We start from the raw sequence: 21,404 nt of genomic DNA, 5'->3' as shown, positions 1-21,404 counted from the left end.
TCTCTGACCCAAATCAGGCCAGCGAGAAAAAGTCCTTTGACTTGCGGTCGGCGATGACTTCGACATGGCCTTGATCCTGCAGCTCTTCGCGCAGGCGCTCGGCGAGGACCTCGACAACAGGGAATTCCGTGCCGAAATGGCCGGCATCGATGACGTGCATGCCGAGCTCGGCGGCGTGCTGGGCATCGTGATAGCGCACATCGCCCGTCACGTAGGCATCGGCGCCCATGGCCGCGGCTTTTGCGATGAATTCTGCACCGGCGCCGCTGCAGAGAGCAACTTTGCGCACGGGACGGTCACCGGCATCGACAAAGCGCACGTGCTCGGTTGGCAGGGCATGGCGCACCTGCTCGGCAAATTCACGGATGGTCATCGGCTGCGGAAGTGTGCCGATACGGCCGAGGCTCTCTGTCTGGCCGTCCTCAGCCTGTGCCGTGATGACAAAACTCGAGAGTTTGCCGAGGCCGATGGCTTCGGCGAGCACATCATTGACGCCGCCGCGCGCGATATCGAGATTCGTATGCGCTGCTGCCACGGCGATATCGTGCTGCAGCAGGAGCTGCAGGCGATGGCCGAGCGGCTCATCCGTGCGGATTTTCTTGATTGGACGGAAGATCAGCGGATGGTGCGCGACGATCATCTCGGCTCCTTCGCGGATAGCCTGACGGACCACGCTGTCGCTGACATCGAGGGCCGTGAGGATGCGGCTGACCTCCCTTTGCGGGCTGCCGACGAGCAGTCCCGGGTTATCCCAGTCCTCTGCTAAATGACGCGGTGCGATGCGCTCGAGCGCATCCATGACAACTTGACATTTCACCATGACAAATGCTCCTCCAATTCCTTGATATGACGAACGGCCGCCTGATACTTCTTGGATTTCCGCGCTTTCTCGCTCTTTTCCATGCCGGCAGCGGCGCGCCGCTGCTGAAACAAAAGCGACTCAATGTGATGGCGCAAAAGAGGCGGCTTTTTCTGCCAGAGCATCGGGCCGATCTCTAAGAGCAGCGGCGACGGCATCTTGCGGCGGCCGCGTTTAGCCATAATGATCTCATAAATGCGGCCGTCGTCGAGTGCCAGCGTCTCATCAGCAATATACCAGTGATTTTTATAAAGCCACTGGCGAAGCTCGGCAGCGCCTCCCTGCGGCTGCAGGATCAGCGTCTTAAGCCCTGCCACGATTTTGGGCGAAGCGGCCAGTATTTCCATCATAAGCGTGCCGCCCATGCCGGCAATGCAGACCGTATCGACTTCACCGGGGGCAAGACTCTGCAGACCGTCGCCGAGGCGCACGGAGATGACGTCATCCGTCAGTCCGTTTTCCCGCACGGTGCGGACCGCGGCCTCATAAGGCCCGGCATTTTTATCACTGGCAACGACAAATTTCGCCTTGCCAGACTGTACAAGTTCTACAGCGAGATACCCATGATCCGTGCCGATATCGGCCACACGGCTCCCCGCCGGCACAAAATCGGCCAGCGCCTGCAGCCTGTCACCAAGCTTCATGAAAATCCCTCCTTTAAAACACAAAGCATGAAAACATGAAAGCGCAAAACGGCAGCAAAAAGAAAAATTCTGACTTTGCCTTTATCTTAACATAAGAAAAAGGGTGTAACAAGCGTTACACCCTGATATTTCATTTGGCTCCTCGAGCAGGATTCGAACCTGCGACAGCCTGATTAACAGTCAGGTGCTCTACCGGCTGAGCTATCGAGGAATATCAACAACAGATATTATGATACACGAAAAAAATCATTTTGGCAAGTCTTTTTTACAAAAAAAGAAAAAATTGTGCTCAAAAAGAAAAGGCCCGCCAACCGGACCTTTCATCTCATAAAATCAATCCAAGAAATCTTTGAGCTTGCGGCTGCGGCTCGGATGGCGCAGCTTGCGCAGAGCCTTCGCTTCAATCTGGCGGATGCGCTCGCGCGTAACGCCGAAGTTCTGGCCGACTTCCTCAAGCGTGCGGGCACGGCCGTCATCGAGGCCGAAGCGCAGGCGCAGGACTTTTTCCTCGCGCGGCGTCAGCGTATCGAGAACTTCCTCGAGCTGCTCCTTCAGCAGCATGAAGGATGCCGCATCAGCCGGTGCCGGTGCATCCTGGTCCTCGATGAAGTCGCCGAGATGCGAGTCTTCCTCTTCGCCGATTGGCGTCTCGAGGGAAACAGGCTCCTGCGCAATCTTCATGATTTCACGCACGCGCTCAACGGAAATTTCCATTTCCTTGGCAATCTCCTCCGGGGTCGGTTCGCGGCCGAGCTGCTGCAGGAGCTGACGGGAAACGCGGATGAGCTTGTTGATGGTCTCGACCATATGCACCGGAATGCGAATCGTGCGGGCCTGGTCCGCGATGGCACGCGTGATGGCCTGACGAATCCACCAGGTCGCATACGTGCTGAACTTATAGCCCTTGTTGTAATCGAATTTTTCCACTGCCTTGATGAGGCCGAGATTGCCTTCCTGAATCAGGTCGAGGAACAGCATGCCGCGGCCGACATAGCGCTTGGCAATGCTGACAACGAGGCGCAGATTTGCCTCGGCCAGACGTTTCTGTGCTTCTTCATCGCCGGCTTCCATGCGCTTGGCGAGAGCAACCTCTTCTTCTGCCGTCAGCAGAGGCACACGGCCAATCTCCTTGAGGTACATGCGCACCGGATCATCGATGCTGACGCCCTCCGGCACGGAGAGGTCAATCTCGACTTCCTCATCCGACTTGTCGATATCTACATCATCGTCATTCGAATTATCCTGTGAATCATCGACGATCTCGATGCCGCGTTTGCTGAACGTATCGTACATGGTATCAATCTCGTCCGGAGAAAGGTCCTGCTTCTGCAGGGCATCGATGAGTTCCCCATAGGTCAGAGTGCCACCATTCTTTTTGCCTTTGGCCAGAAGATTCTCCACAATTTCAGAACTGGAACTGCCCGCCTTGCCGGCAGTTTTTGCTGTCTTTTTTTCAGCCATTCGACTGCCCCCTTTCCACATGTTTCATCCATCTTTTCTCTAGTGATTTACCATTCATCCATTTCATGTTTGATTCTATTTACCTCATTCAATTCCTGCAGACAGGCCTTATCCTGGCCCTTCTGCGCATATTCATTTGCCCTGCGGCTGTGTTCTTCGTACAGCACATTCAGGTACGCCCTGCGCAGCACGCGCAGCGAATCATCGTAAGCCTCTGTCTCATCACGGCCGCCAAGATCCTCAACGAGCGCGCGGGAAAGCTCCGCCGCGGCCTCATCACTCAGGGACGACGCACTGGCATCATCGACCGGCCGGCCTTCCTCTGCTGCTTTCTGCAGAAAGGCCAGGATCTCATGCTGCACAGGGTCCCTTATGCCGTCAAGCGGGACGATTGTCTGAAGATGAGCGAGTACGGCAGGATCCTGCCAGGCCATGCGAATGACGGTGCGGCCGGCTTTGCGCAGAGCCGTATCAGGCTTTGCGACGGCCCTGCGCATGTTCTGGCGCTGCCCCGTGCTGACAGGCTCAGGCTCTTCATGATAATGACGGAGCTCCGAGCGCACAAGGCCTTCATCGAGCATCAGCGTCTGCGCTAGTTTTTTCTCATATTCCAAAAGCACAGTCTGACTGCGGATGCCCGCAAGCACGGGAACCATCTCGTGCAGGGCCTTGACCTTGCCGTCGAGTGTGTCGTAATTCGTATGCGACAGGACATAGCGCAGCCGGTATTCCACCAGCGGCAGTGCCTTGCTGACGAGTTCACGGAAAGCATCCGCTCCGTGCTTCCGGATAAATTCATCTGGATCCTTGCCATCCGGTACGACAATGACGCGGACAACGGCCCCTGTATCACGCACAATGGAGAGTGCGCGAATCGTTGCTTTCTGGCCGGCCTCATCGCTGTCATAACAGAAGCAGATTTCCGGTGCATAATGCAGAAGTTTCTTGGCATGCTCGGGTGTAAACGAAGTGCCAAGCGAAGCCACGACATTATGTACACCGGCATCGAATACCGAAATGGCATCCATGTACCCCTCGACCACAATGGCCCGTCCCTCCTGCTGGATGGCGCGGTGCGAACGGTCGAGGCCGAAGAGGATTTTCCTCTTATTAAATAAGATGGTTTCCGGTGTATTGAGATATTTGGGTGTCGAGTCATCGAGCACGCGCCCGCCAAACCCTACTACCCTGCCGCGTTCATCGGCGATGGGAATGATGACGCGTCCGCGGAAGCGGTCGTAGAGGCCGCCCCCCTGCCTGCGCTCAGCCGCAAGGCCGCTTGCCAGTAAAAACTCCTGCTTAATTCCACGCTTCAGAAAAGCAGTGGACAACTTATCCCAGGCAGGCGGTGCATAGCCGAGCTGGAATTCCTCGATGGTTTCTTCCCGGATGCCGCGCCCGGCAAAATAGGCTTTGCCCGTTTCGCCCATGCGCGTCATGGTCAGACAGTTGTGGAAAAAGTCACGCGCGAGTTCATTGACCTTCCGGAGGTCCTTGATCTCACGCTCCCTGGCAATCTCCTGAGGACTCTGACGGCGTTCCGGCAGCGGTATCCCCAGTTTTTCTGCCTGCAGCTTGATTGCGTCAAAATACGAGATGTTTTCGATAAGTGAAATAAACTTAAACGCGTTGCCGCCGGCATGACAGCCAAAGCAATAAAAGAAACCCTTATCCGGAACGACAGAAAAAGACGCCGTCTTTTCCTGATGGAACGGACAGCAGCCCCAGTAGCGGTTTCCCCTGCGCTTCAGGGGCACATACCCCTGCACGACGCGCAGGATATCCGTGGCCTCACTGACCCTTTCGACGAAATTGTCCATCGCCTCATTTCGCATTCGTTCCAAAGTCTGTCATCCTTCCCCCCATTCATGCTGCTGCATAAAGGGGCACTTTTGTATATTCGCTGTCATTTGCGAAAAACCTTCCTGCACTGCACAAACTTTCTGCTGTTTTGCCAGCAGAGATTTCTCTTGGGCCTTCTTTTCAGATATATATTCCGCAAAAAAACGAAATCTCCTTTTTCTCATGTGCAAAATTTATCATTGGCCTGCCCATCAGCGGCTGTAGCGTATGACACGGCCCACGGGCGGAATGAAAATCTCCGAGAACAGCTGTACCGCATAGCTGTCCGTGAGGCCTGCAACGTAGTCCGTCACGATCTGCCTGCGGCCCCAGCGTTTTTCCCGCTGACAGAATTCCTCCGGCAGTTCCGTCGGGTGCTCCAGGAAATACGCATAGAGCTGCCGCAGCATGAAACCGGCCTGACGCCTTTCATGCGCGAGGGCGTCCGACAAATAGATATGCTCGAACATAAACTTACGGAAAATGTCCATGACCTCTTTTACTTCGTCCGACTGCCGGATATCCTGCAAATCCGCCGAACTCTCAATCATATCGGCCACCATGCTCGTAATCATATGCGAGGTATCCTCGCCAAAGCATTTGTAGACAATATCCGGAAGGTCCCCGTGATGCAGGAGTCCCGCCCGCAGGCTGTCATCATAATCATGGGTCAGATAGGCAATGCGGTCAGCCGTGCGCACGATGCATCCTTCCAGTGTTTTGGGAAGATGCGGCCCCGTGTGATTGACGATGCCATCCTTGACCTCAAACGTCAGGTTGAGGCCCCTGCCGCCCTTTTCCAGAAATTCCACAACGCGCAGGCTCTGCTCATTATGGGCAAAATGCCCCGTGAGTTCGTTCATCACGGCTTCGCCGGCATGGCCAAACGGAGTATGCCCGACATCGTGGCCGAGGGCAATGGCTTCGACGAGGTCCTCGTTGAGGCGGAGCCCCCGCGCAATCGTCCGCGAAATCTGCGCGACCTCAAGGCTGTGCGTCATGCGCGTGCGGTAATGATCGCCCGCCATGATGTAAACCTGAGTCTTATGCTTGAGACGCCTGAATGACTTCGAATGCAGGATGCGGTCGCGGTCGCGCTGGAATTTCGTGCGCAGTCTGCACTCGGTGACCGGCTGCTTGCGTCCTGCCAGGCGGCTCTTCGCTGCCTGCGGCGCCAGATACTGTTCTTCAAAAGCTTCTGTCCGTTCCCGTATGTTCACACGATTCCTCCTTCCCCCTTGTTCCCTGTTCCTTTGACCATCTGCCCGCCGCATTTTCCTGCGGATAAACAGTGACAAAGTTCTTCTTTTGTCATATAATTATATATTACGCGCTTGATGTTCAATTTCCTGCTGACAGCATCTCATTTCTTTATTTTTTGCAAAATATGCATAACAGGAGTAAAATAAAGGCATCTGACTTGATATGAGGTGATCCTTTGCTTACACTCTGGAAAAATAAAGGAAAAGTACTCTTATGCACCTGCCTGCTCACGGCCATTTCCTGTGCAGCGGCTTCTGCTGAAAATACGCAGCCCGTCACAGAAGTACGGCCCATCACATCGTTTGCCCAAAGCGTGCAGCCTGTCATTTCAGCCAATTCTGTCCGCTACGATGAACAGATGGGCCGCTATATCTGCCATGGCAATGTGCGCATCAGCCTCGGCGACCGCACAATTGCTGCCGATGAAGCCCAGCTCACGGGCGACCTCAGCGCCATCTGGACACAGGGCCATGCCAAGTTTACCGAAGGAGAAACGACGTTCTGCAGTGAGGCCATTTACGCCCGTCCGGCAGACGGTCTCGCTTATTTTTTCGGCGACCGCTGCAAACTCAAGCGCCCCGGTCTGGCCATTGACAGCGACTCCATCGAATACAACTGGCAGAATAAGATTGCGGTCTTCGACGGCCACGTGCTGCTCATCGACAGCAGCGGCGAAAAAGCTGCCGCCCATCTCGAATACGATTTCAACAAAAACAAGGCTTCCTGACCGCAGCTTGCGAAAAATATTTTCCATATTAATTCCATATAATAATAAGGGAACAAAAAGAAGGGCCCGGCATCCAAATGATTCGAATGAGTCTTTGGACGCCGGGTCCTTCTTTATGAATCTTTCAGTCAGCTCAGCCTTCAGGCCAGGACAATCTTCGTGAAATCGGCAATGCGGTTCACGAGGGTATCAATGGACTTCAGGAGTGCGAGACGGTTGTTCTTGATCTTCTCGTCCTTATCCATGACCATGACATCATCGAAGAACGCATTGATGGGCTGCTCGAGCTCGGCAAGAGCCGCGATGGCCTCAGCATAAGCTTCTTTCTTGATATCGCCGTCCACGGCAGCGGCCGCTTTTTCATAAGCGGCGAAGAGATTTTTCTCTGCGTCGTTCTGGAACAGGGCGGGACTTACTTCAGCCGCTTCGGCTTTCTTCGCGAGATTTGCCACGCGGACAAAGGCCTGAATGCCAGCTTCCGCCTTGGCAGAGGCCACAAAGTCGGCAACAGCTTTGGCACGCAGAGCTACGGCATAAATATCATCGACATCCGCAAGAACGGCGTCGACGACATCATAGCGGATATCCTCGAGCACGTTCTTGAGGCGCAGGCGCATGAAGTCGGCCACATCCTGCTGCATCTTGGCGCGGGCCTTTTCGTCCGTGATGCCATAGAGGTCCATGGACTTGGCGACGATGGCAGCAAGGCTCAGATGATACTGGGCTTCAATGATCATGTTGACGAGGCCGAGTGCCTGACGGCGCAGGGCAAACGGGTCCTGCGAGCCCGTCGGAATCTTGCCGAGGCTGAACGTGCCGACAATCGTATCAATCTTATCGGCGAGGCTCACGATGCGGCCGGCCGTCGTCTGCGGCTGACTGTCGCCGGCAAAACGCGGCTTGTAATGCTCGTCGATGGCAATGGCGACTTTCTCGCACTCGCCGTCGAGTTTTGCGTATTCGCGGCCCATGATGCCCTGCAGTTCCGTGAACTCCGTGACCATGCCCGTGACGAGGTCTGCCTTCGAGAGGATGGCAGCGCGCTTTGCATGTTTATGTGCCTTCTCGTCGGCGCCGATGGCATCCGCGATGAAGTCCGCGAGTTTTTCGAGGCGTTCCGTCTTCTCATACATCGTGCCGAGGCCCTGCTGGAAGACAACGGTCTTGAGTTTCTCGCGATGTTCTTCAAGACTCTTCTTGCGGTCTTCGTCGAAGAAGAACTGCGCGTCAGCGAGGCGGGCACGCAGCACGCGCTCATTGCCATGCTGGACCGTCTCGAGGTACTCTTTGCCGCCGTTGCGGACCGTGATGAAGAGAGGCAGGAGCTTGCCTTCGGCCGTCTTGACCGGGAAATAGCGCTGATGGTCGCGCATCGGCGTGATGACAGCTTCCGGCGGCAGGGCGAGGTATTTCTCCTCGAATTTGCCGCAGAGCGCCGTCGGATACTCGACGAGGTAAAGAACTTCCTCGAGCAGGTCTTCCGTGATTTCGGCCTGACCGCCGTTTTCCTTCGCGACTGCTTCAATCTGCTCGCGGATCATGGCCTTGCGCTTGTCCTGATCGACGATGATGAAGTTCTCTTCACAGGCTTTCTCGTAGTCATCGGCAGAAGCGATCTCAAAATCGCCCTGCGAGAGGAAGCGGTGGCCGCGCGACGTGCGTCCCGACTTGACGTTGGCAAGCTCAAACGGGATGACGTCCTTGTCGTAAAGGGCGACGAACCAGCGGATCGGGCGGATGAACTTGAAGTCGAGGCTGCCCCAGCGCATATTGTTCGGGAACGAAAGGCCGCAGACGAGGTCCGGCAGCAGCGTTTCGAGAAGTCTGGCCGTCGGCTGTCCCTCTTCGTGTACTTCTGCATAGACATAACCGTCCTTGACGACAAGGTCCTCAGGAGCCACGTGCTGGCCGCGGGCAAAGCCCTGTGCTGCCTTCGTCGGCTTGCCGTCGGCGTCAAAGGCAATCTTGACGGACGGACCGCGATTCTCGCTCGTGACATCTTCCTGCTTTTCGGCAAGGCCTTTTACGAGCAGGGCCGTGCGGCGCGGCGTGCCAAGCGTGCGGATGGAATCAAAGGCAATGCGGTTTTCCTTAAATGCCTGTTCGGCATGTTCTTTGAGCTGGGCCAGTGTGCCCGGCATGACATGGGCAGGAACTTCTTCCGTGCCGATTTCAAATAACAGATCTTTGGCCATGGCTCACTTCTCCCCTCTGTGCAGCATCGGATACCCGAGCTCTTCACGCTGTTTCAGATAACACTCGGCGCAGAGACGCGCGAGTTTTCTCACGCGGCCGATGAAGGCTGCGCGCTGCGAAACCGAGATGGCACCGCGGGCATCGAGCAGATTGAACGTATGCGAGCATTTGAGCACGTAGTCGTATGCCGGATGAACGTAGCCCTTCTCGATGATGCGCACGGCCTCTTTCTCGTATTTGTCGAAGAGGTCGAAAAGCAGTGCTTCGTCCGAAAGGTCGAAGGCATAGACCGACTGCTCGTACTCATTCTGATGGAAGACATCACCGTACGTATAATCATCCGTCCACTGGATGTCGTAAACATTCTCGACACCCTGGATGTACATGGCGAGACGCTCGAGGCCGTACGTGATTTCCGAAGCGACGGGACGTACGTCCTGGCTGCCTACCTGCTGGAAATACGTGAACTGCGTGATTTCCATGCCGTCGAGCCAGACTTCCCAGCCAAGGCCCCAGGCACCGAGCGTCGGCGACTCCCAGTTATCCTCGACAAAGCGGATATCGTGCTGCTTCGGGTCAATGCCGAGGCGCTCAAGGCTCTCGAGATACAGCTCCTGAATGTTGTCAGGCGACGGTTTCATGATGACCTGGAACTGATGATGCTGGTACAGGCGGTTCGGATTATCGCCATAGCGGCCGTCGGCCGGACGACGCGAAGGCTCGACGTAAGCGACATGCCACGGCTCCGGGCCGAGCACGCGCAGAAAAGTCGACGGATTCATCGTGCCGGCGCCCTTCTCGACATCATATGGCTCTGCCAAGATGCAGCCCTGTTCCGACCAGAATTTCTGCAGGGCCAGGATGATTTCCTGAAATTTCATGGGAACAACTCCTTTTCCTCTATATCTGTCACAGAAACAAATAAAAATCTCGTTCCTGCAACGTAACGTTACAGGGACGAGACTTGTTTTTTATCAAGTACCGCGGTTCCACCCTGATTGACCTTCCCGCATGCTGAAAAGATGCCGGAAAGCCCGCCTCAAGTTATGGGATTATGCTCCGAAGTGCCTTTCGTCTCATTTCATGTTTTTCATGCTTAAAAAATCATGGACAGCCTCACACCATCGCTGTCTCGCTGGATAGGAGATTACTCTTCTTCATCATTGCTACCTACGAGTTTAGCAAAAGGCTTAAGACTTGTCAACCGCTTCGGCGCATTCCGCAGGCTGCGTCAGGCAATCAGGAAAAAGGAACTCAGCCCTTCTGCCACATGATAATGAGCGGCTTGCCGTATTCCTTCTTGAACTGCTTGCAGTACGACTTCATCTCAAACTCTGCCGCGCTGTGGTCCTCGCCCTTCTTGCCGCGCAGCGAGAGCACGACGGCCTCTTCATCGTCGGCGACGTCAATCTTGCGCACGACGCCTTCATACGTCACATCGGCAGCCTCGGCAAGGGCCAGCAGCAGCGCAAGGCGTCTGACTTTTTTCCAGTCAGCCGGCGTCAGCATCATCGCGTAGCGGTAGGCGCGCATGATTTTATTGCTGATGCCGTGATGGAAGCCCGCAATGAACGCAGCCTTGAGCTGTTCGAGCTGGCGCATGCCGTAAAGCGGCGCATGCGCGATGATAAAGGCCGAATGGCGTGCATGGTCGTAATAATTGACGACCTTGCCCGAATCGTGCAGCCAGGCCGCGACCTCTAAAAGGCTGCGGTCGCGCCGCGTCGCTTCATGTGATTTTTTGAGCTGGTCGAAGAGGCTCAGCGCAAGATTCTTCACGCGCTCGAGGTGCTCCATGCGGCGGTCGGCACTCAGGAGATAGTTGTGTACGCTCTCGCGCAGGACATCCTGCACGATTGGGCCCTGACCGTATTTTTCACCGTAATACTCGAAGAACACGCCGTCGCGCAGGCCGCAGCCGGAAACGATGATGTTCTGTCCGCCCGCAAACTCCATGAGCGTATTGACGATGATGCTGCCCGCGACGATGAGGTCCGCACGCTCCGAAGAGAGCCCCTTCATGCGGCGGCGGGCCGAAAGATTTGACTTGATGATGTCCGCGTGCATCTCTTCAAAGCGCTTGCGCGGGATGATGTAGTTGTGGATGCGCGAAAGCTGATAGTTTGTGCGCGCCTGGTCCATCTTGGCAAAGTTGCGGACCGTGCCGCCGACGCCGATGACCGGCAGATTCGTGTCCGCCGCCCACGGAATCATCTCTTCGTACTTTGTGCGCACGAACTCAATGCAGCGCTCAATGGCCGCGCCCGTGACCTTATCCCCGAGATTGAACGCATCCGTCACGGTCACGGCACCAATCGGCACGGAGACGGACTCGACAATTTTGCGGTCGCGTACGAGCGAGACTTCGATGGACGCGCCGCCGAGGTCGAACTGCAGATAATTTCGTTCGTCAATCGTGTTGACGACACCGAGATAGCCGAGATACGCCTCGCGTTCCCCCGAGATGACCTCAATCTCAATGCCCGTCTCGCGCTTGATGCGCTCAATGAACTCCGCGCCGTCTGAAGCATTGCGCGCAGCTGCCGTCGCCACGGCGATGCATTTTGTCACCTGCATGACCTCCATCATGTGCTTGTAGACATGCAGGCAGGCCATTGCCCGCTCCACGCCCTCCGGATTGAGTTTTCCTGTTTCCGACATGCCGCGCCCGAGCCTTATGGCCTCTTTCTGCTGATATTCGAGATGATAGGCCTTGTTGTCTGCCACCTGCATGACAATAAAGCGAATCGAGTTCGACCCCATATCGATGATTGCCACTCTCTCCATGAACGGAATCCCCCTTGTCTTGCTTGAATGCATCTGTATATTTTATGAAATTTATAATTCGGATAATTTTAGTATAACAATTCAGACGGTATGCTTCAAGATAATTCAAAATTTCTCCATAATGAGGTATAATTAAACTTACATTCTTATCGATGAAATACAGGCCATGACGAATATGTTTTTCATGCTGTACCGAGTATAAGAATGCCTGTCTGCGTTTCCTTACCTTAACAAAAAATTTACGTAAAAGTAACGCGGAAAGCGCAGCAACTGCTTACAATATAAATTATGGGTATATCGGCCCTTCGCTATGGAGCACCGACCAGTACTCCAGAAAGGATGTTATTTATGAAGAAAAAGTCGATTTTCGGCATCGTTCACATCGGCTCCATCCACACGAGCATGGCCATCGTGGATTATCGTTCCCCGACGGACATCAAAGTGATTGAATCGGCCAATAAAGAACTGCCGCTCGGCGAGGAAGTTTTCCGCACACACCGGCTCTCCTTTGCCTCCATCCACGAGCTCAGCCGTATCCTGCAGGGCTTCCGTCAGCTGCTGCTCGATTATCAGGTTGACACGGTCTATCCGATTGCGACGACCGTGATCCGTGAAGCGGAAAATCGCCTTGGCATTCTCGACCTGCTCGCCATGCGCACGGGATTCCGCTTTCACGTTGCCGACATGACGGAAGAAGTGTATTACAAATTCTTCGCCCTGCATCATTTCCTCAAAAAGAACGAAATGGTCGGCAAGAAACCGACGCTGCTCTTAGATGTCACGTCAGGCGGTCTCGGCTTCACGGGCTGGCAGGACGGCACGCTGCTGTTTCAGACGAATGTCACGGGCGGCCGCCTCAGCGTCCTTGAGCACTTCACCGAGGAAGAGCGCGTCGATGTCATGTTCCCGTCGGCCGTGCGCGACTATCTGCACGCTTCGCTCTCGTCCCTCTGGCCGCGCATCGAGCATGCGGACATCCACACACTCGTACTCACGGGCTTTGAAGCGCGCATCCTCGTCTCGCATCTCACGGAAGGCGCGAATACATCGTATCCGGCCGTCATCGACCCGCGCAAATTCCTGCAGATTGCCGAATCCTTAATGCCTTTAACCACGCATAAGCTCATGCAGGCCTTTCATCTCAGCGAACGCAGGGCACAGCTCCTGCTGCCGACACTGCTTCTTTATGAAGAAGTCGTGCGCACGCTCAACATCGACACGATTCTCGTCATGGATACGACGTTTCTCTACGGCTATGCAGCCTGGTGCGGCGCGCGAGAAATCAGCCCTAAGGCCATCACTGAGCAGGACGATTTGCTCCTCGATCTCGCGCGCAGCATCGCTATGCGCTACAACTGCAACCTGCCGCACATCAGCCGCATCGATGAGTACGCGACGAAGCTCTTTGACGGACTGCGCCGCGTCCACGGGCTCACGCCGCGCCACCGCCTGCTGCTGCGCATGAGCTGCCTGCTGCACGAAACGGGCAAATTCGTCAATCTGCGCAACTATCCGCTGCATTCGTGGCAGATCATCATGGGCACGGACATCTTTGGCATTACGGATGCCGAAAAAGAGGTCATCGCCTGCATCAGCTACTATTATCACCGCGACAACCCCGGCAAGAAAGACGCACATTACCAGCGCCTGACGCAGACGCAGAAAATCGTTGCGGATAAATGCTGTGCCATCCTGCGCCTCGCCGATGCACTCGACCAGGGCCACAGCGGCCGCATCCAGGGACTTTCTGTCCGCCTCGTAAAAGAAAAACTCTACGTCAACTACACCTCGGAATACGATATTTCGCTGATTCGCTGGACCTTCAAGCAGGCCTCGACGCTCTTCCGCGAAATCTTTGGCATCGAGCCTGTCTTAAGGAGGAAATAAATATGGATTTGAATTTCAATGACCGTCAATATTATCTGAACCGCGAATGCACGTGGCTGAGCTTCAACCAGCGCGTGCTGCGCGAATCCACGAGCGAGGACAATCCGCTTTTGGAGCGCCTGCGCTTCATCGCCATCACCTGCTCCAACCTCGACGAGTTCTTCATGATCCGCGTCGCCGGCCTCAAGCATCTCATCGAAAGCGGCGTCAAGCATCACGACATCAGCGGCCTGACCCCTCAGGGCCAGATGGACGCCGTCAGCAAGATTGCGCACGAGCAGATGCATGACATCGACCGCTGCCTCAAGGCGACGCTCGCCGAGCTTGAGATGCACGGCATCCGCTTCATCCATCCTGCGGACCTCGACACGAAGCAGGAGCTCTGGCTGACGGAATTCTTCGAGCGCGAGATTTTCCCGGTCGTCACGCCGATGGCCATCGACCCGTCGCATCCGTTCCCGTTCCTGACGAGCAAGAGCCTGAACCTCGCCGTTCATCTCAAACGCCCCGAGGATAAAGAGGTCCGCCTCGCCATCCTGCCGGTGCCGGTCTCCGTACTCGGCCGCCTCATCAAGGTGCCGGACGTCCAGCACTACCTCTATCTTGAAGACATCCTGAGCTATTTTGCCAACCGTTTCTTCACGGGCTACGACATCCTCGAAACGACGCCGTTCCGCGTCACGCGCGATGCCGACCTCGATATCCGCGAAGACGTCGACGACCTGCTGCTCGAAGTCGAAAAATCCCTCGAAAAGCGCCGCAAGGGCGCGGCCGTCCGCCTCGAGCTCGCCAAGACGAGCTCCAAAGAGACGCGCAAAATCCTGGAAAAGGAACTCGAACTCAAGGAAGAGGATATCTACACGATTGACGGCCCGCTCGGCGCTTCGTTCTTCTCCTCTTTCGCAAATATCAAGGGCTATGACGACCTTCGCTACGAACCATTCGTACCGCAGCCGTCCATCGAGCTCTCCGCGCGCCATACCAAAGATATCTGGGCCGCCATCCGCGAAAAAGATGTACTCGTCCATCATCCGTATGAAACGTTCGCCACAGTCGAAAATTTCATCCGCACGGCTGCGGACGATGAAGCGGTCCTTGCCATCAAGCAGACGCTTTACCGCGTATCGAGCAAATCGCCGATCATCTCGGCCCTTGCCGATGCCGCGCGCAACGGCAAGCAGGTCACGGTCCTCATGGAAGTCAAGGCCCGCTTCGATGAAGAAAACAACATCATCATGGCCCGCCGCCTTGAAGAAGCCGGCTGCCACGTCATTTACGGCATCCTCGGCCTCAAGACGCATTCCAAAATCACGATGGTCGTGCGCCGCGAGGAAGACGGCATCCGCCGCTACTGCCATCTGGCCACGGGCAACTACAACGGCTCGACGGCCAAGATTTACACGGATATCGGCCTGATGACCGCCGACAACGAAATCGGCGTCGACGGCTCGCGCTTCTTCAACTTCCTCTCGGGCTTCAGCGACCCGCCGACCTGGAACAAGCTCATTGTCGCACCGCTGAATCTGCGCGAGACCATCATGGCCGAGATTGACCAGGAAATCGAGCATGCAAAACGCGGCGAGCCGGCCTACATCGCCGCCAAGATGAATTCCCTGCTCGACCGCTTCATCATCGCCAAACTCTACGAGGCCTCGGCTGCCGGCGTCAAGATTGACCTCATCGTCCGCGGCATCTGCGTCCTGCGTCCGGGCGTGCCGGGTGTCAGCGAAAACATCCATGTCCGCAGCATCGTCGGCCGCTTTCTCGAGCACAGCCGCATCCTCTACTGCTACAACGGCGGCCGCGAAGATGTCTTCATCTCCTCGGCCGACTGGATGCCGCGCAACCTCAACAACCGCGTGGAGCTCATGATCCCGATCCGCGAACAGGACCACAAGAACCGCCTGCACGCCATCCTGCAGACCTACCTCAAGGACAACACGAAGGCCTATCTCATGCGTGCCGACGGCTCCTACGTCCGCGCTTCGTGCCGCAAGGGGCAGACGCCGGTCGGCGCACAGCAGACGTTTATGGAAACCGCGCTCAAGGGCAAAACGCTCGGCTGATTTCCTTTTTCCCCTTCATCTAATTTCATACAGACAGCAAAAAAGACATCCTCAGGGATGTCTTTTTTATTACGAAAATATTCAAGTCATGCTGAGCTGCTGGATAAAGGCCAGCGATTTCAGCGGACGTCCGAGGAGCTCCTGCAGGTACTGCAAAAGCAGCTGTTCAGCAGTCATGAGCAAAGTCGAGGAAAGACGCATGGTCCCCTGCTGCCAGTCAAAATCGCGCAGGCCGATGATAAAATGGCGCAGTTCCGCAGGAAAAGGCTTTGCCGACGCTGTCCGGCAGTTTTCGCAGAGCACGCCGCCCTCGCTGATGGCAAAGAAAGCATCGCCTTCTATTTTTTTGCCGCAGTGCACGCAGTGCTCGTAACGAAGCTGCAGGCCCGTGAACTCCATGAGCTGATAGACAGCGGCCAGCGCGGTCACGCGCGGATTGCGCCGCTCAAAGGCTTCGAGAATCTGCAGCAGGAGCTCAAACATCTTCGGCTCCGGCTGCCCTTCGGGCAGGAACTCACGCAAAAATTCCGCGACAAAACTGCCATAGGCCATGGCTGTGAGGTCCTCACTGAGCTTCTTGTAATGATGGCGCAAAAGGCACTGGCGCACCGTATCGACGCGCCGCCCTTCCGATAATTGCAAATCGAGATGCGAAAACATCTGCATGCCTCCGGCCAAAGGGCTTCTCGGTCTGCGGCAGCCAAAGGCCGCGGCTTTTACGAGGCCGCGCTCTTTGGTGAAAAATGTCATCATCTTATCCGCGTCGCCCCAGTTTTTCGCGCCGAGCACGACTGCTTCAGTCTGGTAGATGGCCATGCTTACGCCTTCTTCTTTTTCGCGAGCTCGGCAGCCGCTTCTGCTGAGATGTTGGAAGAGGACTGTTCCGTTCCCCCATGAGCGAGTTTCTGCGGCATGACTGCGCCTGCCGTCAGCATGTACTGCAGGGCCGACTCGCTGCTGATGTCGAGATAGATGACGTCGGACTTGCGCACGAAGAGGTTCGTGCCCGAGGTCATGTTGAGGCTCCAGGGCACAAAGACGCAGACGTAATCATCGCCGAGTTTTTCCTTGAGCACCTGCGGCACATCGGCCATGATGAAGCCGAGGGCCTTCGACTGGTGAAACGGAATCAGCACGACGTGGTCAAACATATTGTTTGATTCAAAGACAGCCGTCGAAAGATGCTTGACGCTGTTGTAGATGAACTTGATGACCGGAATCTTGCCGAGCAGGGCCTCGCCGTAGTGAATCAGGCGCCGCATAATCCAGTACGACGAAATCCAGCCGACGAGGTAGATGCCCAGAACGACCGTGATGATGCCAAGTCCCGGAAAATAGAATGGCAGATGCTTGCCGAGCACGCCTTCCGTAAAATGCAGCACCTCGCTGCAGACGAGCAGCGTGATGACAATGGGCACGAGCAAAATCAGGCCGTTGACAAAACGGCGGGAAATCCGCTTCGAGAGCCGGCTCTTGTGTTCTTCTGACATTACGATTCCACTCCGAAGCCGAAATTATGCAGTACACCCTCGCGGTTGCGCCAATCCTTCTTGACTTTGACCCAGAGGTCGAGGAACACGCGTGAGCCTAAGAGCGCCTCAATATCCTTGCGCGCCATCGCACCGATTTCCTTGAGCATCGCGCCTTTCGCACCGATGATGATGCCCTTCTGCGAATCGCGTTCGACATAAATCGTCGCGCGGATGTAAACATCGCCGTTCGGGCGCGTCGTCATCTCATCCGTTTCGACGGCTACGGCATGCGGCACCTCGTCGCGCGTGAGCTGCAGGACTTTCTCGCGGATGAGTTCGGCGACAATCAGGCGTTCCGGCTGGTCCGTGACCATGTCTTCCGGATAATACTGCGGCCCCTCAGGCAGATACTTCTTAACTTCCGTCAGCAGAGAATCGAGATTCGTCTCTGCCTTCGCCGAAATCGGCACGACGCCGGCAAACTGGTACTTGTCGGCATAGCGCGAGATGATCGGCAGGGCCTTTTCTTTCTCGATGAGGTCAATCTTGTTGACGACGAGGATGACCGGCTTGCGCGTGGCCTGCAGGCGTTCAAGGATGTAGTATTCGCCCGGACCCATTTTTTCCGTCGCATCGACGACAAACAGGATGGCATCGACTTCCTTGAGCGTGCCTTCGGCTGCCTTGACCATGTATTCCCCGAGCTTGTGCTTCGGCTTGTGGATGCCCGGCGTGTCGAGGAAGATAATCTGTGCGTCAGGCTCGGTGAGGATGCAGAGAATGCGGTTCTGCGTCGTCTGCGGCTTATCGCTCATGATGGCAATTTTCTGGCCAATCAGGGTGTTGATGAGAGTCGACTTGCCGACGTTCGGACGGCCGATGACGGCGATAAAGCCCGATTTATGCTTTGTGTTCTGCTGGTTCTGTTCCATAGGATTCACTTCTCTTTCTTCTATATATTATGTTATGACGATGGCAGCTTTCCTGCCAGTCTTTTCTTATTCGCGCGGAATGCCGAGTTTTTCCATGACAAAACGCTGCTCGGCCTCCATTTCAAGGCGTTCGGCCTCTTCCATATGGTCATAGCCTAAAAGATGCAGCATGCCGTGCACCGTCAGAAAGGCCATCTCGCGTTTGACGCTGTGGCCGTAGTCCCTGGCCTGTTCCTCAGCGCGCTCAACGGAGATGACGAGGTCGCCGAGGACGTTGATGTCCGCGCCGCCCGTGACCTCCGGTTCCTCGCTCTCATTGAGGGCAAAGGACAGGACATCGGTCGGACGGTCGATGCCGCGGTACTCGCGGTTGAGTTTGTGGATATACTCGTTGTTCGTCAGTGTGATACTGACTTCGCCGTTGTCCACGCCGTAGAGCTCCCCGACTTTTTCGGCGGCTGCCGTCACATTTTTGACATATTCCTCCGGCACCTCGAGGTCTTCCGGATAATTGCTGATGATGACATTCACTTCGCGCGCACCTCCCGTTCTTTTTCCTTCTGCTCTTTTTCTTTTTTCTTTTTCTCTTCCCAGGCTCCATAGGCCTCGACGATGCGCGTGACGACGTCGTGGCGGATGACATCGATGGGTGCCATGCGCACGATGCCGATGCCCTTGACGCCGCGCAGAATCTGACTGGCCTCGCGCAGACCCGAAGACACGCCGCGCGGCAGGTCAACCTGCCCAAGGTCGCCCGTGACGACCATGCGCGAGCCAAAGCCAAGGCGCGTCAAAAACATCTTCATCTGCTTGTCCGTCGTATTCTGAGCCTCATCGAGGATGACAAAGGCATCCTCGAGCGTGCGGCCGCGCATATAAGCAAGCGGAGCAATCTCGATGATGCCCTTGGCCATGAGCTTCTGGTAGCTGTCCTGCCCGAGGATATCCTGCAGGGCATCGTAGAGAGGGCGCAGATACGGGTCGACCTTGTCCTGCAGGTCGCCGGGCAGAAAGCCGAGCCGCTCGCCCGCCTCAACGGCAGGACGCGTCAGGATGATGCGCCGCACCTCTTTATTGCGCAGGGCTGCAACAGCCATGACCACGGCGAGGTACGTCTTGCCCGTACCGGCAGGGCCGATGCCAAACGTGATGGAATTATGGCGGATGGTATCAAGATAAAGCCGCTGCCCGAGGGTCTTCGGGCGCACATGACGGCCGCGCGACGTCACGAGAATCGTATCGCCAAACAGCGTGTGCAGAGCCTCGCCCTTGCCGCCGCGCACGAGCCCGATGCCGTAGCGCACTTCGTGCATCGTGATGGCCGTGCCCTGCCGGTAAAGATACTGAAGCTCCTCGACGAGCGTCGCCGCCATTTTGACCTCTGCGGCTTCTCCGAGAATCTCAAGCTGCTCGCCGCGGCTGATGAACTGGCAGTCAAAATTCTCGCGGAGCACCTGCAGAAATTCATCGCGGTCCCCAAGCAATGCATATGCTTCTTTATGGTCTTCAAAGACAATCTGTCTTTCCAATGCCTGTTGCAAAGAATTACTTCACCTGTTTCTTTCTTATAAATAGAGATAGTATTTCACAATATAATTTCATTTTACAACACCCATTATTTTTGTCAATAATCGGCATCGTTTCGTAAATTGTATTTCAAGGAAAAGTTGACGGTTAACCTATATGCTTCTATAATGTTGACTATAAATATTTTTACAGCATCCATGCAACCATATCAGCAACGAATCGAGGGAATATTATGTCCGAATCAAAATGCCTTGCTCTGGCAAAAAAAATAATCGCCGGTTACCGTATTAAGCGCGGCGACGACCTCTCAATCTTTCTCTCCGCGCCGCTTGCGGAGCTGCAGGAAGGCGCGCGTCTGCTGCAGGACCATTTCTGCGGCAGGCACGTCGACTTCTGCACCATCATCAACGGGCGCAGCGGCCGCTGCGGCGAAAACTGCAAATACTGCGCGCAGGCAGCCTGCCATAAGACGGGCATCGAAGAATATTCCTTTCTTCCCAAAGAGACCATCATTATGCACGCGCGCGCCAACGAAAAGGCCGGTGCCAACCGCTTTGCCATCGTGACCTCGGGGCGTGCCCTCACGGGCCGCGACTTTGACAAGGCCATCGAGACATATGAGGCCATGCGCGACACACTGCACATCGGCCTCTGCGCCTCACACGGCCTCTTGTCGCGCAGCCAGCTGCGCCGCCTGCACGAGGCCGGCGTCACGAGCTACCATCACAACATCGAGACGAGCCGCCGCTTCTTCCCGCAGATCTGCACGACACACACGTATGACGACCGCATCCGCACGATCAAAATGGCACAGGAAGAAGGCTTCTGCGTCTGCTCGGGCGGCATCATCGGCATGGGCGAAACGTGGGAGGACCGCCTCGATATGGCGATTTCCCTCGCCGAACTCGGCATCGAGTCCATCCCCATCAACGCCCTGATGCCCATCAAAGGCACGGGCATGGAAGGGCGCGCACAGCTGCCGGCCGAAGACATCCTGCGCACGATTGCCTTCTTCCGCTACATCAACCCGACCGCCAACATCCGCCTCGCCGCAGGGCGCAAGCTGCTGCCGGAAAACGGTGCCACGGCCCTGCGCGCCGGTGCTTCCGCCTCCATCACGGGCAATATGCTGACGACATCCGGCACGACCATCAAGGAAGACATGCAGATGCTCAAAGAACTCGGCCTTACAAACCGCGACGATGACTGCCAGTCGGTCACCGGCACCTGCGGTGCCCGCTGATAAAAACAGCTGCACAAAAGTACACAAAAAGGAAGGATTCCCAAAAGAGTCCTTCCTTTTTACTTTGCCATACTGTTTTATTTGTTTGGGCACCGAGCTCAGTCTTCGTGGAACTCTGCCTTCCAAAGGCCGTGCAGGTTGCAGTAGGCCAGCGCTGCCACCGGCTTGTCGCCGCCAGCGAGCATGAAAATGGCCTCCGGCGCATCCCCGGCCTTGAGGTGCTTAATCTGTGCGCCTTTTTCCGTCACAAGGTGAATCCATTCAATGAGATGCTCCGGCGTCATCGGATGCGCTGCCGTGCCGACCTGTACCGTGACTTCGCCGCCCTCGCGATCGAGCGTGATGACCGGGACGTGCTTTTCCGCCGCTGCATCCGTCGTATTCGGGATGAGCTCCTTCATTGGCTGACCGCAGCAGGAAAGCGTGCCGCCGCCATCATTGATCAGGCCCACGATGTTGCCGCATTTCTCACAAAGGAAAAAACGTTTTGCCATAAGA

The 21,404-nt window shown here is 55.9% G+C and carries 18 protein-coding genes and 1 tRNA gene; 4 read left to right on the top strand and 15 right to left on the bottom strand.

Going from position 1 to position 21,404, the window contains the following annotated elements; translation table 11 throughout:
* Positions 1 to 13: 13 nt before the first annotated feature.
* From ACI4OH_RS03180 to ACI4OH_RS03155, 6 genes are all read right to left on the bottom strand, one after another.
* Entirely contained in the window at positions 14 to 820 is an 807-nt protein-coding gene (locus tag ACI4OH_RS03180; protein WP_435720765.1) for a Nif3-like dinuclear metal center hexameric protein, read from the bottom strand.
* On the bottom strand, positions 814 to 1,503 hold the full coding sequence (locus ACI4OH_RS03175) for a tRNA (adenine(22)-N(1))-methyltransferase (RefSeq protein ID WP_435720766.1): 690 nt from the start codon (positions 1,501 to 1,503) through the stop codon (positions 814 to 816). The genes ACI4OH_RS03180 and ACI4OH_RS03175 overlap by 7 nt, the downstream gene beginning before the upstream one ends.
* A 135-nt stretch (positions 1,504 to 1,638) precedes the next feature.
* Positions 1,639 to 1,714 (bottom strand) — tRNA-Asn (locus ACI4OH_RS03170).
* Positions 1,715 to 1,836: 122 nt separating this feature from the next.
* Positions 1,837 to 2,964: an RNA polymerase sigma factor RpoD gene (gene rpoD / locus ACI4OH_RS03165; protein WP_432646049.1), complete on the bottom strand. Its 1,128-nt coding sequence runs from the start codon at positions 2,962 to 2,964 to the stop codon at positions 1,837 to 1,839.
* Positions 2,965 to 3,011: 47 nt separating this feature from the next.
* On the bottom strand, positions 3,012 to 4,799 hold the full coding sequence (gene dnaG / locus ACI4OH_RS03160; RefSeq protein WP_435720968.1) for a DNA primase: 1,788 nt from the start codon (positions 4,797 to 4,799) through the stop codon (positions 3,012 to 3,014).
* Between the two features lie 219 nt (positions 4,800 to 5,018).
* A complete protein-coding gene (locus ACI4OH_RS03155; protein WP_435720767.1) occupies positions 5,019 to 6,026 on the bottom strand; it encodes a deoxyguanosinetriphosphate triphosphohydrolase in 1,008 nt (335 codons plus the stop codon).
* A gap of 218 nt (positions 6,027 to 6,244) precedes the next feature.
* Between ACI4OH_RS03155 and ACI4OH_RS03150 the strand changes: the two genes are divergently transcribed.
* Positions 6,245 to 6,796 carry an LptA/OstA family protein gene (locus ACI4OH_RS03150; RefSeq protein WP_432646051.1) on the top strand — a complete coding sequence of 184 codons (552 nt, stop codon included), beginning with the start codon at positions 6,245 to 6,247 and terminating at the stop codon, positions 6,794 to 6,796.
* 140 nt (positions 6,797 to 6,936) lie between these two features.
* Here the strand turns inward: ACI4OH_RS03150 and glyS are convergent, their stop codons facing one another.
* The 3 genes from glyS to ACI4OH_RS03135 form a co-directional block, all read right to left on the bottom strand.
* Entirely contained in the window at positions 6,937 to 8,991 is a 2,055-nt protein-coding gene (glyS, locus tag ACI4OH_RS03145) for a glycine--tRNA ligase subunit beta (protein WP_439784152.1), read from the bottom strand.
* A gap of 3 nt (positions 8,992 to 8,994) precedes the next feature.
* Positions 8,995 to 9,873 (bottom strand): glycine--tRNA ligase subunit alpha, encoded by an 879-nt coding sequence (gene glyQ, locus ACI4OH_RS03140; RefSeq protein WP_118015016.1) that lies wholly within the window; start codon positions 9,871 to 9,873, stop codon positions 8,995 to 8,997.
* Between the two features lie 373 nt (positions 9,874 to 10,246).
* Positions 10,247 to 11,779, bottom strand: a complete 1,533-nt coding sequence (locus tag ACI4OH_RS03135; protein WP_432646054.1) for a Ppx/GppA phosphatase family protein — start codon at positions 11,777 to 11,779, stop codon at positions 10,247 to 10,249.
* A 348-nt stretch (positions 11,780 to 12,127) separates the two neighbouring features.
* Between ACI4OH_RS03135 and ACI4OH_RS03130 the strand changes: the two genes are divergently transcribed.
* Positions 12,128 to 13,666, top strand: a complete 1,539-nt coding sequence (locus ACI4OH_RS03130; RefSeq protein ID WP_432646055.1) for a Ppx/GppA phosphatase family protein — start codon at positions 12,128 to 12,130, stop codon at positions 13,664 to 13,666.
* A 2-nt stretch (positions 13,667 to 13,668) separates the two neighbouring features.
* Positions 13,669 to 15,732 (top strand): polyphosphate kinase 1, encoded by a 2,064-nt coding sequence (ppk1, locus tag ACI4OH_RS03125; protein WP_439784151.1) that lies wholly within the window; start codon positions 13,669 to 13,671, stop codon positions 15,730 to 15,732.
* An 81-nt stretch (positions 15,733 to 15,813) separates the two neighbouring features.
* Here ppk1 and recO read toward each other — a convergent pair whose 3' ends face one another.
* The 5 genes from recO to ACI4OH_RS03100 all read right to left on the bottom strand — a co-directional run bounded on the left by recO (position 15,814) and on the right by ACI4OH_RS03100 (position 19,677).
* Entirely contained in the window at positions 15,814 to 16,548 is a 735-nt protein-coding gene (gene recO / locus ACI4OH_RS03120; RefSeq protein ID WP_439784150.1) for a DNA repair protein RecO, read from the bottom strand.
* 2 nt (positions 16,549 to 16,550) lie between these two features.
* Entirely contained in the window at positions 16,551 to 17,222 is a 672-nt protein-coding gene (locus tag ACI4OH_RS03115) for a DUF502 domain-containing protein (protein ID WP_439784149.1), read from the bottom strand.
* Positions 17,222 to 18,136 carry a GTPase Era gene (gene era, locus ACI4OH_RS03110; protein ID WP_439784148.1) on the bottom strand — a complete coding sequence of 305 codons (915 nt, stop codon included), beginning with the start codon at positions 18,134 to 18,136 and terminating at the stop codon, positions 17,222 to 17,224. Before era ends, ACI4OH_RS03115 begins: the two co-directional genes overlap by 1 nt.
* Positions 18,137 to 18,202: 66 nt before the next feature.
* Positions 18,203 to 18,667 carry an rRNA maturation RNase YbeY gene (gene ybeY / locus ACI4OH_RS03105; protein WP_435720772.1) on the bottom strand — a complete coding sequence of 155 codons (465 nt, stop codon included), beginning with the start codon at positions 18,665 to 18,667 and terminating at the stop codon, positions 18,203 to 18,205.
* Complete coding sequence (locus ACI4OH_RS03100; protein ID WP_432646061.1) at positions 18,664 to 19,677, bottom strand: PhoH family protein; 1,014 nt, start codon at positions 19,675 to 19,677, stop codon at positions 18,664 to 18,666. Before ACI4OH_RS03100 ends, ybeY begins: the two co-directional genes overlap by 4 nt.
* Positions 19,678 to 19,895: 218 nt before the next feature.
* Here ACI4OH_RS03100 and bioB point away from each other — a divergent pair, with 218 nt between their 5' ends.
* Positions 19,896 to 20,906, top strand: a complete 1,011-nt coding sequence (gene bioB / locus ACI4OH_RS03095) for a biotin synthase BioB (protein ID WP_439784147.1) — start codon at positions 19,896 to 19,898, stop codon at positions 20,904 to 20,906.
* 98 nt (positions 20,907 to 21,004) lie between these two features.
* Here bioB and ACI4OH_RS03090 read toward each other — a convergent pair whose 3' ends face one another.
* The gene (locus ACI4OH_RS03090; RefSeq protein ID WP_432646063.1) at positions 21,005 to 21,400 is read right to left on the bottom strand and encodes a desulfoferrodoxin family protein; all 396 of its coding nucleotides are present in this window, start codon (positions 21,398 to 21,400) and stop codon (positions 21,005 to 21,007) included.
* Positions 21,401 to 21,404: the final 4 nt, after the last annotated feature.

It is taken from the genome of Mitsuokella apri (assembly GCF_051886055.1).
Taxonomy (GTDB): Bacteria; Bacillota; Negativicutes; order Selenomonadales; family Selenomonadaceae; genus Mitsuokella.
This window is presented reverse-complemented; position numbering and strand designations above follow the sequence as displayed.